This window comes from Mesorhizobium sp. WSM4841, from assembly GCF_055811515.1.
In genome coordinates, this window is sequence record NZ_JBVVQC010000002.1 from 365,750 (window position 1) to 378,423 (window position 12,674).

A 12,674-nucleotide genomic window follows, 5' to 3' on the forward strand; every position below is an offset into this window, starting at 1 on the left:
GTTTTTCGGCCTGAATTGCACGCTTTCTGGGATTCCAAGGCTGGTTCACGTGCTGGTCTTGGCTTCCCTCTTCAGCCGTTCGATCGCCATCAGCACCCGCTCCGGCGTCGCCGGTGGGTCGAGGCGCGGGCAGATCCGGTGGTCGGCAACGCTTGCCACAGCATCCGACAGCGCATGCAGCACCGACATGCCGAGCGGGAGCGGCGGCTCGCCGACCGCCTTGGAGCGGTGGACCGTCGGCTCGCTCGCTTCCGGCCAATCGGCCAGCGTCACGTTGAAGATCTTCGGTCGGTCCGAGGCCAAGGGGATTTTGTAGGTCGACGGCGCATGGGTGCGCAGCCGGCCCTTGTCGTCCCACCAAAGTTCCTCCGTCGTCAGCCATCCCATGCCCTGGATGAAGCCGCCTTCGACCTGGCCGAGATCGATGGCGTGGTTCAGCGAGCGGCCGGTTTCGTGCAGGATGTCGGTGCGTTCGACCATGTATTCGCCGGTCAGCGTGTCGACCGAGACTTCCGAGCACGCGGCGCCATAGGCGAAATAATAGAAGGGGCGGCCCTCGCCTTTGTCGCGGTCCCAGTGAATTTTCGGCGTCTTGTAGAAGCCCGCCGCCGAAAGCTGGATGCGGGCCATATAAGCCTGCCTGACGAGATCGGCGAAGGCGATTTCCTGGTTGCCAATGCGCACCCGGTTGGGCAGGAACAGCACCTGGTCGCGCGGCACCTGGTATTTTTCGGCGGCGAAATTGGTCAGCCGCTCCTTGATTTGCCGGGCTGCGTTCTGCGCCGCCATACCGTTGAGGTCGGAACCGGACGATGCGGCGGTCGCCGAGGTGTTCGGGACCTTGCCGGTCGTCGTCGCGGTGATCTTTACCTGGTCGAGGTCGATCTGGAATTCTTCCGCCACCACCTGCGCCACCTTGACGTAGAGGCCCTGCCCCATCTCGGTGCCGCCATGGTTCAGATGCACCGAACCGTCGGTGTAGACATGCACCAGCGCGCCGGCCTGGTTGTAGTGGGTGGCGGTGAACGAGATGCCGAACTTGACCGGTGTCAGCGCCAATCCGCGCTTGATGAAGCGGCTGTTGGCATTGAACGCTTCAATGGTGCGGCGGCGCCTTGCATAGTCGCAACTCGCCTCCAGTTCGGCGACGATGCGGTGGATGATGTTGTCCTCGACCGTCTGGTGATAGGGCGTGACGTTGCGGTCGCTGGTGCCATAAAAGTTTTTCTTGCGGATCTCGAGCGGGTCCTTGCCGACGGCAAAAGCGACCTCCTCGATGACGCGCTCGGCCCCGACCATGCCTTGCGGACCGCCGAAGCCACGGAAGGCGGTGTTCGACACGGTGTTGGTGTAGAGCGGAGCCGATTGAGCATGAACTGCTGGCCAGAAATAGGTGTTGTCGCAATGGAACAGCGCGCGGTCGGTCACTGGTCCTGAGAGGTCCGCCGAGAAGCCGCAGCGCGCGGCGAACATGAAATCGACACCGAGAATATTGCCCTCGTCATCAAAGCCGACTTCGTAATCGACCAGAAAGTCGTGGCGCTTGCCGGTGGCGATCATGTCGTCGTCACGGTCGGGCCGGATTTTGACGGCGCGATGATGTTTCTTCGCGGCGATAGCGGCCAATACTGCAAACTGGTTGCCCTGCGTTTCCTTGCCGCCGAAAGCGCCGCCCATCCGGCGGATCTCCACCGTCACTGCATGGCTCGGCACGCCGAGCGCATGGCTGACCATGTGCTGGATTTCGCTCGGATGCTGGGTCGAGGAATAGATGGTGACGTCCTGGTCCTCGCCCGGGATGGCCAGGGCGATATGGCCCTCGAGATAGAAATGCTCCTGGCCGCCAATGCGCATTTTTCCCTTCAGCCGGCGCGACGCCGCTTTGATTGCGGCGGCGGCATCGCCGCGCCTCAGGGTCAGCGGCGGGGTGACCAGCTTGTCTTTACGGGGATCGAGCGCGCCGATGTCGGCGATGAAGGGCAATTCCCGGTATTCGACCTTGGCCAGCCTTGTGGCGCGGCGCGCCTGCTCGCGAGTTTCGGCGATGACGCAGAAGATCGGCTGGCCGAAGAACTGCACCTTGCCGTCGGCCAGCACCGGTTCGTCGTGACGGCCGGTCGGCGAAATGTCGTTTTCGCCCGGCACGTCACTGGCCGTCAGCACGTCGACGACACCGGGCGCTGCGCGCACCGCCGATAGGTCCATGCTGGCGATGGTGGCGTGCGTGGCCGTCGAAAGCCCGAGGCAGCCATGCAGCGTCCCTGATGATTCCGGCATGTCGTCGATATAGACGGCCGTGCCGCGGACATGCTTGTGCGCGGAATCATGGCGCTGGCCGGCGGCAACGCCACCAGCGATTTTCTGTGCCCTGAGGTTGGGAGCGTGGCGGGTCATGGCGCGCCTCTCCTCCCTTCTCCCCGTCCACGGGGAGAAGGTGGCCCGAAGGGCCGGATGAGGGGCAGCGTTGACGTTGACGAGCTTGCGAATATCGATCGAGGACGGCGACGCCCCTCATCTGCCTGCCGGCATCTTCTCCCCGGAAACGGGGAGAAGGACGCTACTCGCGATCGTTCGGCTGTTTGTTTGCCTGAGGTAATATACAAGCTCATCACGCCGCCTCGTGCCGCGATATCTGGATCGGCGCCTTGGTGCCGCTGGTCTCGGCGAAGAAGCGCAGCAGCAGGTTCTTCGCCGCCAGCGCCCGGTATTCGGCCGAAGCGCGCATATCGGTCAGCGGGGTAAAGTCTTTGGCGTACTCGGCCATCGCCGTCTCGACCGTCGCCTCCGTCCAGGGCTTGCCAAGCAGCGCCTCTTCAACTGCGGCCGCCCGCTTCGGCGTTGCCGCCATGCCGCCATAGGCGATGCGGATATCCGCCACCGTGCCGTCGCCAGCCAGGGTCAGCAGGAATGCGCCAAGCGCTGCGGTGATGTCCTCGTCACGGCGCTTGGTGATCTTGTAGACGGCGAATTTCGTGTCGCTGCCCGGCACCGGGACATGCACGGCCTCGACGAACTCGCCCGGCTGCCGATCCTGCTTGCCATAGGCGATGAAGAAATCTTCGAGCGGGATCGCCCGCCGCTTGTTGCCGCGGCGCAGCGTCAACCGCGCACCCAAAGCGATCAGCGGCGGCGGCGTGTCGCCGATCGGCGAACCATTGGCGATGTTGCCGCCGATCGTGCCCATATTGCGCACCTGGTCGCCGCCAATGCGGTCGAACAGCGGCCCCAGCGGCGGGATGTGTTTTGCCAGCACCGAGAAGGCTTCGGTATAGGTGACACCAGCGCCAATCGAAATAATGCCCTTGTCCTCGGAAATCCCGCACAACCCGTCGAGATTGCCGATAAAAAACGCTGGTGCAATATCGCGCATGTGCTTGGTCACCCACAGGCCGACATCGGTCGAACCGGCAACGATGGTAGCGCCCGGCTCCTTGTCGAGCACGACGGCGAGATCGTCGGCATTGGCGGGCACGATCAGCCGCTGCTTGCCGGCGCCGATCTCGATACGCGAACCGTCCTTCATCCCTTCGAGCTTGGCCGTGATGGCCTTGCGCTCGGCCGCCAACGGGTCCTTTGCCGCCTTGCCGTAGCTGGAGATGGCGCGAGCGGCGCGGACGATCGCCTCGTAGCCGGTGCACCGGCAGAGATTGCCCTGCAGCGCCTTTTCGATGGCTGCATCCGAAGGCTCAGGCGCCCGCATCCACAGGGCGTACAGCGACATGACGAAGCCCGGCGTGCAGAAGCCGCATTGCGAGCCGTGGAAATCGACCATCGCCTGCTGCACGGGGTGCAGTTTATCGCCGTCGCCACGCAGATGCTCGACGGTCACGACATGTGTGCCATCGAGCGAACCGAGGAAGCGGATGCAGGCGTTGACGCTTTCGTAAACCAGCCGGCCGGCCGAGAGCCTTCCGACCAGCACGGTGCAGGCGCCGCAATCACCTTCGGCGCAACCTTCCTTGGTGCCGCGCAGCGAACGCTTGAGCCGCAGCCAGTCGAGCAAGGTCTCGTCGGGTGCAACCTTGGTCAACGCAACGTGCTCGCCATTGAGGATGAAGCGTATCTCATTGCGCATCTTGAGCCCGGCCATGTCTCAACTCCCGCGATAGGTCGAATAGCCGTAGGGCGATATAAGCAGCGGCACATGATAGTGCACCGGCTCGGCCATGCCGAAGCGGATCGGCACGCTGTCGAGGAAGGCCGGTTCCGGCAGCCTCAATCCCCGCCGCCGCAGATAGTCGCCGGCGGCGAAGACCAGCTCGTATTCACCGGTGCGGAATTCCGCGTCGGCAAGCAGCGGCGCGTCACAGCGACCGTCGGCATTGGTGACCGCTGTCTTCAGATGCGTCCGCATGTCGTCGTTGATGCGGTAAAGCTCGATCGACACGCCGGTTGCCGGCCTGCCGGTCGCGGTGTCGAGGACATGGGTCGTCAGACGTCCGCCTTCGGCTTTCGACGTTTCCGCCACTGGCTGCTCCCATTCCGGTACGGTCGAACATGCCCGGTACAGTCGAACATGTTTGACGAATTGTGCGCCAATTAAAGGCGATGCATAAGTCCCGGTCGAGCGGAGTGCTGCAAAAACACTTTCAAAATTTTCTGGGGAATGCGCAGGCGGCCCTTTCGACTATCCTCATCACACCATCCGGCAGGAGCGACGATGCGTTACGAACGAGACATGCGCGGCTACGGCGCCAATCCGCCGGATCCGAAATGGCCTGGCGGCGCGTATGTCGCGGTGCAGTTCGTCGTCAATTACGAGGAAGGCGGCGAAAACTGCGTCCTGCATGGCGACAAGGCTTCGGAGGCCTTCCTGTCCGAGATCGTCGGCGCCGCACCCTGGCCCGGTCAACGACACTGGAACATGGAATCGATCTACGAGTATGGCGCGCGCGCCGGCTTCTGGCGATTGCTGCGCCTGTTCACCGAGGCTGAGGTGCCGGTCACCTGCTACGGCGTCGCCACCGCGCTGGCGCGCTCGCCCGACCAGGTCGCGGCGATGCAGGAGGCCGGTTGGGAGATCGCCTCGCACGGGCTGAAATGGATCGACTATCGCGACCATGCGCCGGAGGACGAGCGCCGCGACATGGAAGCGGCGATCGAACTGCACTACGAGGTGACCGGGGCACGGCCGACCGGCTGGTACACCGGCCGCACCTCGATCAACACCGTGCGGCTGGCGGCGGAAGAAGGTGGCTTCGACTATGTGTCGGACACTTATGACGACGAGTTGCCCTACTGGTTCGAGCATGACGGGCCAGACGGATCGGCGAAGCCGCAGCTCATCATCCCCTATACGCTCGACGCCAACGACATGCGCTTCGCCACGCCGCAGGGCTTCAACTCGGGCGACCAGTTCTTCGCCTATCTCAGAGATAGTTTCGAGACGCTCTATGCCGAGGGCAAGGCAGGACGGCCGCGCATGATGAACATCGGCCTGCACTGCCGTCTCGTTGGGCGGCCGGGCCGGGTCGCGGCGCTCAAGCGCTTTGTCGACTACGTCAAATCGCACGACAACGTATGGCTGGCGCGGCGCATCGACATAGCCAGGCACTGGCAGGAAATCCATCCGTTTCGGCCGCCGGCGCTGCGCCCGTCGAAAATGGAATTCGCGGCTTTCGTCCAGGCTTTCGGCGGCGTGTTCGAGCATTCGCCGTGGATCGCCGAGCGCGCCTACGAACTGGAACTCGGCCCAGCGCATGACAGCGCCGGCGGCTTGCACAACGCGCTGTGCCGTGTCTTTCGCGCCGCCAGCGAGGCCGAGCGACTCTCCGTGCTCAACGCCCATCCCGACCTCGCCGGAAAACTGGCGCAGGCCAAGCGGCTGACGGCGGAATCGACGAGGGAACAGGCCTCCGCCGGGCTCGACGCGCTGACCGACAAGGAGCGCGAGCTGTTTTCAAAACTCAATGCCGCCTACGTCACTTCCTTTGGCTTTCCGTTCATTATCGCGGTGAAAGGCAAGACCAAGGCGGAAATCCTGGCTGCGTTCGAGGCGCGCATCGGCAACAGCCACGACGTCGAATTCGACACCGCCTGCAAACAGGTCGAGCGCATCGCGCTGCTCCGCCTCAAGGACATGCTTCCGCAATAGGCTTGGCTTCCACAATAGGCTTTGAAATGATGGATATGAAAATGGCCGACCGACCCTACTACGCGCCGCAAGGCGGCCACCCCGGCCAGAGTGAGCTGCTGACCGGCCGGGCCGTCTTCACCGAGGCCTATGCCGTCATTCCAAGGGGGGTGATGCAGGACATCGTCACCAGCGCCTTGCCATTCTGGGACAAGACCCGCGTCTGGGTGCTGTCGCGCCCGCTGTCGGGTTTTGCCGAGACGTTCTCGCAATACATAGTCGAGGTCGCACCCGGCGGTGGCAGCGATCGGCCGGAACCGGATGCCGACGCCGAGGGCGCTTTGTTCGTGGTCGAGGGCGAGCTGACCGTTTTGCTGACTGGCGAGAAAAATGTCCTGCAGCCGGGTGGCTTTGCTTTCCTGCCGCCGGCCAGCGGATGGACCGTTCGCAACGAGAGCGATGAAGCTGTCCGCTTCCACTGGATCCGAAAAGCCTACGAGGCCGTTGAGGGCATAGATACGCCGCAAGGCTTCTTCGCCAACGAACAGGACATCGCGCCCACGCCGATGCCCGGCACCGACGGTCGGTGGGCGACGACGCGCTTCGTCGATCCTGAAGACATGCGCCACGACATGCATGTCACCGTCGTCACGCTCGAGCCGGGCGCGGTCATCCCCTTCGCCGAGACCCATGTCATGGAGCACGGCCTCTATGTGCTGGAAGGCAAGGCGGTCTATCGCCTCAACCAGGACTGGGTCGAGGTCGAGGCCGGCGACTATATGTGGCTGCGCGCCTTCTGCCCGCAGGCCTGCTATGCCGGCGGTCCGGGAAAATTCCGTTACCTGCTCTACAAGGACGTTAACCGCCACGCCAAGCTTGGCGGCGCCGGCGTCGCGAGACACGCGTCATGACCCGCATCATCGCGCGGCCGCTGACCCGCGAGAACTTCGCCGAATTCGGCGACGTCATCGATATGGGCGGCGAAAACCACTACCCGATCAATGGCGGCAGAGCGGAGCGCTACCATGACCTCGCCGCCGTCGAAGCGCAGGGGCCGAATGCGCGCGTGCTGATATCCATGGTGCGCGGCACGCCTTACGAATTTCCGCTGAAGCTGACCATGGTTGAGCGTCACCCGTTCGGCAGCCAAGCTTTCATCCCGCTGTCGCCACGGCCGTTCCTGGTCATCGTTTGCGATGATGGCGACGAAGGTCCGGGCGAGCCGCACGCCTTCATCACCGCGCCTGGGCAAGGCGTCAATTACCCCCGCAATCGGTGGCACGGCGTGCTGACGCCGATCGGCGAGGTTCAGGATTTTCTCGTCGTCGACCGCGGTGGCGACGGCTCCAATCTCGAAGAGTGCCATTTCTCGCACGCCTACGAGATCGACCTCCCCGACGGGAGCCAGTGATGGTCGACGTCTCGCTGATCGACCGCCTGCTCGACGTCATCGAGCATGACATCCTGCCGAAGACGGCCGAAGGCGTTGCCCATGGCAACAAGCTGTTCGGCGCGGCGATCCTGCGGAAGGACGACCGCTCTCTGGTGCTCTCCGAAACCAACAACGAGACGGAAAATCCGCTCTGGCATGGCGAGGTGCACTGCCTGAAGCGGTTCTATGAAATACCGAAGGCCGAGCGCATCGATACCAAGGACGCGATTTTTCTCGCCACGCATGAACCCTGCTCGCTCTGCCTGTCGGCGATCACCTGGACCGGCTTCGACAATTTCTACTATTTGTTCAGCCACGAGGATTCGCGCGACAGCTTCGCCATCCCGCATGATCTGAAGATCTTGAAAGAGGTCTTCACCCTCGATCCCGGCGGCTACAATGCCGAGAACGCCTATTGGAAGAGTTTTTCGATCCGCAAATTGGTGCGGTCGTTGCCCGAAGCCGAGCGCCAGCGACTGGAAGCACGGATCGGCGAGATCGCCGCGCGCTACGACGAACTGTCCGACGCCTACCAGGCGAGCAAGGCCGAAAACGACATTCCGCTGAATTGAATGCTGCGAAGCTCAAGCTTGAAATGCCACCTTTATGGTGGCATATTGCGCTATGGAGAAACGCAGGCCCAATTACGATCTTGATGCCATCAAGGCGGAGTTGGGCTCTGTAGATACGCTGGCAATCACGACGTCCGGGATGCGGTTGGCGTGGGCTTCGATCGCGTCGGTATAGTCGAGGTGATCGGCAGCATCACGCGAAAGATGTTTGTAAAGTCAATGACGACATTCGCCGACCATCGTGTCTGGCAAGATGTCTATCACGTGCCAGCGCGCGACATGGTTCTCTACGTGAAGTTTTAGGCGGACGTCGTGACCGAATTCACGGTCATGTCGTTCAAGGAAAGATGACTAATGGCAACAAGAGAAAGCAATGAAACGAATACCATGATCTTCCCCGAAACAGGAGAAACGCTGATGCGTGGAGTGCGTCCGTTCACCGTGAGCTATAAGGGCGAGAGCATGATCGTCGACCTGCCGGGTTACTATCCGGCGTCGGGGAGCGAAGGCGTGCACGTCGGAGCGGACATGGTTGTTGTCGATGCGGCTCTACGCATGCTCAAGGAAAAGATCGACGGCGTTCCGGCCCCGGCAACCATTCGGCGTGTGCGTACTAAGCTCAAACTTTCGCAGCGCGAGGCGGGATCCCTATTTAAAGTCGGCGAAAACGCCTTCGACAAATACGAACGGGGCTTGATTGAGCCGAGTGGCCCAACCATTCAGTTGATGACGCTGTTGGAAAAGCATCCCGAACTGCTGGACGAGTTGCGATAGCGCTCCCTGACAGGTCGCATATTTTTAGTGCTCCAGTCGCGAATAGCGATTGAAAGTCGCCTCGCTGCGGAGCGTTATGCCCCGCATGAAAACCGTCACTGAATTTCCCCGTAAGGTCGTCGAGTTTCCGGATATGGGGATCGTCATGCCGGATGGCTGCAGGCTGTCGGCGCGGGTGTGGATGCCAGTCGACGCTGGCGACGATCCGGTGCCGGCGATCCTCGAGCACCTGCCCTACCGCAAGCGCGACGGCACGATCATTCGCGATCAGCTGACGCATCCCTATTTCGCCGGCCACGGCTACGCCTCGATCCGCGTCGACATGCGCGGCAATGGCGATTCCGAAGGGCTTATGGACGACGAATATTCCGAGCAGGAATTGCAAGATGCTTGCAATGTGATCGCCTGGGCGGCGGCCCAGCCCTGGTGCAACGGCAATGTCGGCATGATGGGCATCTCCTGGGGCGGCTTCAACTGCCTGCAGGTGGCAGCCAAGCAGCCCCCGGCGCTGAAGGCGGTGATCAGTCTCTGTTCGACCGTCGACCGCTATGCCGACGACATCCACTACAAGGGCGGCTGCCTGCTGATCGAGAATTTCGGCTGGGCCTCGACCATGCTGTCCTATTCCTCGCGGCCGCCGGATCCGCTGCTGGCCGGCGACAACCGCTGGCGCGACCAGTGGCTGACCCGGCTGGAGAACCAGCCCTTCCTGGCGCCGCTGTGGCTGCAGCACCAGCACCGCGATGCCTACTGGAAGCGCGGCTCGATCTGCGAGGACTATTCCGCAATCCAAGCCGCCGTGCTGTCGATCGGCGGCTGGCATGACGGCTATCGCAACACCATTTCTCATCTCGCCGCCAATATCGAGGCGCCGGTCAAAGGCATCGTCGGCCCGTGGATCCACAAATACCCGCATTATGCCGCGCCCGAACCGCGCATCGGTTTCCTGCAGGAGGCGTTGCGCTGGTGGGACCGCTGGCTAAAGGGCACCGACACCGGCGTCGAGGCCGATCCTGCCTACCGCGCCTATGTCATGGATAGCGTCAGCCCCGCGCGCTGGCATCCCGAGCGGCCGGGGCGCTGGGTCGCGGAACCGGTGTGGCCGTCGCCTGAGATCAAAACGCAGGACATCGAGTTGATCCCAGAAGGCCGCAAGCCGATCATCGTCGCTTCGCCGCAAAGCTGCGGCCTTGCCGGTGGCGAATATTTTCCCTTCACTTTCGGCCCGGAACTGCCCGGAGATCAGCGCCCCGACGATGCGCTGTCGGTGTGTTTCGACCAGCCGGTGCTCACCGAAGCGATCGACATTGTCGGCGCGCCGGAGGTGCTGGTCAGGGTCTCGTCGGACCGGCGCCAGGCGAACATCGCCATCCGGCTCTGCGACGTGCATCCCGACGGCGCGTCGGAGCTGATCTCCTACGGCGTGCTCAACCTGACGCACCGCAACTCGCACGAATTCCCGCAAGCGCTGGTGCCGGGCGAAACTGTCGGCGCCCGGGTGGTGCTCGACCAATGTGCCTATCGCGTACCATCAGGCCACCGCCTGCGTATTGCCGTGTCGAACGCCTACTGGCCGATGATCTGGCCATCGCCGGAGCCGGTCCGGCTTGGCCTGTCGGCGGCAACGCTGATGCTGCCGTTGCGCCCGCTGGCGCAAGGCGACGAAGTCGGTTTCCCCTCACCCGAGGCAGCCGCGCCCTGGGCAACCGAAACGATCCGCGCCACCAATTCCGAACGTCATGTTGATCGCGACGAAAAGACCGGAATCGTCACGCTTTCCATCGTCGACGATTTCGGCGAGGTGCGCGATCTGGAGCATGGCCTCGCCAATGGCAGCATCGCGCGAGAGACATGGGCGATCCATCCCGACAATCCGCTGTCGGCGTCGGGCAAGACGCATTGGACGCAAACGCTGTCGCGAAATGGATGGTCGGTGCGCACCGAAACATCCGCCGAAATGCGGTCCGACGCGCAAAGCTTCATGGTTAGCGCCAGAATCGAAGCCTATGAAGGCGAAAATCTGGTTTTCGAGCGCAATTTCGAAGAGAAAATCCCGCGCGCACTGCTTTGAGCGCTTATGCGGATTGGTCCAATTGCGACGTACGATTTACGCCACGGCATGTCGCATTCGGTCTTGCTTACGGCGTTCCCTTGCGGTCATTATTCTCCTCACAAGAAATGATAAAAAACGACCACAAGGTCGAACCAACAGAGTGAGGAACTCAACATGTCGAACGAACTGGAATTCTTTAGCCGGCGCGTCGCATCCGGCAAACTGAGCCGTCGTGATTTTCTCGGCCGGGCGGCAGCGCTCGGCGTCACCGCGACCTTCGCCAACTCGCTGCTTTCAAGTGCGGCGCGCGCCGCGGGTCCGGTCAAGGGCGGCACGCTGAAGGCCGGCCTGGTCGGCGGCGAGTCCACCAACAGCCTCGATCCGGCCCTGTTCATGACCCAGGTGCCGTTCGCCTTCGGCAAGATGTGGGGCGAACTGATCGTCGAGTTGTCTCCGGAAGGCACTCTCGAGAACCGCATCGCCGAGGAGATCGGCGCGTCGGACGACGCCAAGACCTGGACCCTGAAGATTCGCGACGGCGTCGAATTCCACAATGGCAAGACGGTGACCGCCGAGGACGTGGCTGCCACGCTCGAACGCCATTCGGACGAGAAGGCGAAGTCGGGCGCGCTCGGCTACATGAAGGGCATCGAGAGCATCAAGGCCAGCGGTAAGGAAGTCGTGCTGACGCTGAAGGAGGCCAATGCCGACCTTCCCTATCTGCTCAGCGACTATCACCTCATCGTCCAGCCCAATGGCGGCAAGGACAAGCCCGACGCCGGCATCTCGGCCGGCCCCTACAAGATCACCACCAACGAGCCCGGCGTTCGCCATGGCGGCGAGCGCTTCGCCAACTACTGGCAGGGCGACAAGATGGGCCATGCCGACCAGATCGAGGTCATCGTCATCAACGACGCCACGGCGCGCACGGCGGCCTTGCAGGGCGGCCAGGTCAACATGATCAACCGCGTCGAGCCGAAGATCGTCGACCTGATCAAGCGTCTGCCGGGCGTCACCATCCGCAACCATTCGGGACCCGGCCACTACGTCTTCATCATGCATTGCAACACGGCGCCGTTCGACAACAACGATCTGCGCATGGCGCTGAAGCTGGCGATCGACCGCGAGGAGATGCTCGACAAGATCCTCAGGGGCTATGGCTCGCTCGGCAACGACTTTCCGATCAATGCGTCCTACCCATTGTTCTCCGACGACATCGAGCAGCGCAAATTCGATCCCGACAAGGCCAAATTCCACTACAAGAAGTCAGGCCATGACGGCGCCGTCCTGCTCAGGACGTCGGATGTCGCCTTCCCCGGCGCGGTCGATGCCGCGCAGCTCTATCAGCAGAGCGCGGCCAAGGCCGGCATCACGCTGGAAATCAAGCGTGAACCGGGCGACGGCTACTGGTCGGAAGTCTGGAACAAGCAGCCCTTCTCCGCTTCCTACTGGGGCGGCCGCTCGACGCAGGACCAGATGTATTCGACCGCTTATCTGTCGACCGCCGACTGGAACGACACGCGTTTCCTGCGTCCGGATTTCGACAAGATGGTGTTGGCGGCCCGCGCCGAGCTCGACGAGGCCAAGCGCAAGGCGATGTATCGCGACATGGCGATGCTCGTTCGCGACGAGGGCGGTCTCATCCTGCCGATGTTCAACCAGTTTATCGACGCGACGGGCGCCAAGGTCGCCGGCTGGGTCGACGATCCGCATCAGGAGCTGATGAACGGGTACGCTCTGGCAAAGTGCTGGCTCGAAGCCTGAGCCCGG

The 12,674-nt window shown here is 62.7% G+C and carries 11 protein-coding genes; 8 read left to right on the forward strand and 3 right to left on the reverse strand.

Features of this window, described 5'->3' with window-relative positions; genetic code table 11:
- Window positions 1–45 precede the first annotated feature (45 nt).
- From xdhB to uraH, 3 genes are all read right to left on the reverse strand, one after another.
- A complete protein-coding gene (gene xdhB / locus AC0L14_RS03710; protein WP_473748672.1) occupies window positions 46–2,394 on the reverse strand; it encodes a xanthine dehydrogenase molybdopterin binding subunit in 2,349 nt (782 codons plus the stop codon).
- A 214-nt stretch (window positions 2,395–2,608) separates the two neighbouring features.
- Window positions 2,609–4,090, reverse strand: a complete 1,482-nt coding sequence (gene xdhA, locus AC0L14_RS03715; protein ID WP_473748673.1) for a xanthine dehydrogenase small subunit — start codon at window positions 4,088–4,090, stop codon at window positions 2,609–2,611.
- 3 nt (window positions 4,091–4,093) lie between these two features.
- On the reverse strand, window positions 4,094–4,468 hold the full coding sequence (uraH, locus tag AC0L14_RS03720; protein ID WP_473748674.1) for a hydroxyisourate hydrolase: 375 nt from the start codon (window positions 4,466–4,468) through the stop codon (window positions 4,094–4,096).
- Between the two features lie 192 nt (window positions 4,469–4,660).
- Between uraH and puuE the strand changes: the two genes are divergently transcribed.
- From puuE to AC0L14_RS03760, 8 genes are all read left to right on the forward strand, one after another.
- Window positions 4,661–6,094 (forward strand): allantoinase PuuE, encoded by a 1,434-nt coding sequence (gene puuE, locus AC0L14_RS03725; RefSeq protein ID WP_473748675.1) that lies wholly within the window; start codon window positions 4,661–4,663, stop codon window positions 6,092–6,094.
- A gap of 41 nt (window positions 6,095–6,135) precedes the next feature.
- The gene (locus AC0L14_RS03730) at window positions 6,136–6,984 is read left to right on the forward strand and encodes a bifunctional allantoicase/(S)-ureidoglycine aminohydrolase (RefSeq protein ID WP_473748676.1); all 849 of its coding nucleotides are present in this window, start codon (window positions 6,136–6,138) and stop codon (window positions 6,982–6,984) included.
- Window positions 6,981–7,484, forward strand: coding sequence for an ureidoglycolate lyase (locus AC0L14_RS03735; RefSeq protein ID WP_473748677.1), 504 nt, complete (start codon window positions 6,981–6,983; stop codon window positions 7,482–7,484). The genes AC0L14_RS03730 and AC0L14_RS03735 overlap by 4 nt, the downstream gene beginning before the upstream one ends.
- Window positions 7,484–8,077 carry a nucleoside deaminase gene (locus tag AC0L14_RS03740; RefSeq protein WP_473748678.1) on the forward strand — a complete coding sequence of 198 codons (594 nt, stop codon included), beginning with the start codon at window positions 7,484–7,486 and terminating at the stop codon, window positions 8,075–8,077. Before AC0L14_RS03735 ends, AC0L14_RS03740 begins: the two co-directional genes overlap by 1 nt.
- A gap of 180 nt (window positions 8,078–8,257) precedes the next feature.
- Complete coding sequence (locus tag AC0L14_RS03745) at window positions 8,258–8,380, forward strand: type II toxin-antitoxin system MqsR family toxin (RefSeq protein ID WP_473748709.1); 123 nt, start codon at window positions 8,258–8,260, stop codon at window positions 8,378–8,380.
- A gap of 51 nt (window positions 8,381–8,431) precedes the next feature.
- Window positions 8,432–8,851: a type II toxin-antitoxin system MqsA family antitoxin gene (locus AC0L14_RS03750; protein ID WP_473748679.1), complete on the forward strand. Its 420-nt coding sequence runs from the start codon at window positions 8,432–8,434 to the stop codon at window positions 8,849–8,851.
- Between the two features lie 85 nt (window positions 8,852–8,936).
- Complete coding sequence (locus AC0L14_RS03755; protein ID WP_473637224.1) at window positions 8,937–10,922, forward strand: CocE/NonD family hydrolase; 1,986 nt, start codon at window positions 8,937–8,939, stop codon at window positions 10,920–10,922.
- A 156-nt stretch (window positions 10,923–11,078) separates the two neighbouring features.
- On the forward strand, window positions 11,079–12,668 hold the full coding sequence (locus AC0L14_RS03760; RefSeq protein ID WP_473748680.1) for an ABC transporter substrate-binding protein: 1,590 nt from the start codon (window positions 11,079–11,081) through the stop codon (window positions 12,666–12,668).
- Window positions 12,669–12,674 lie beyond the last annotated feature (6 nt).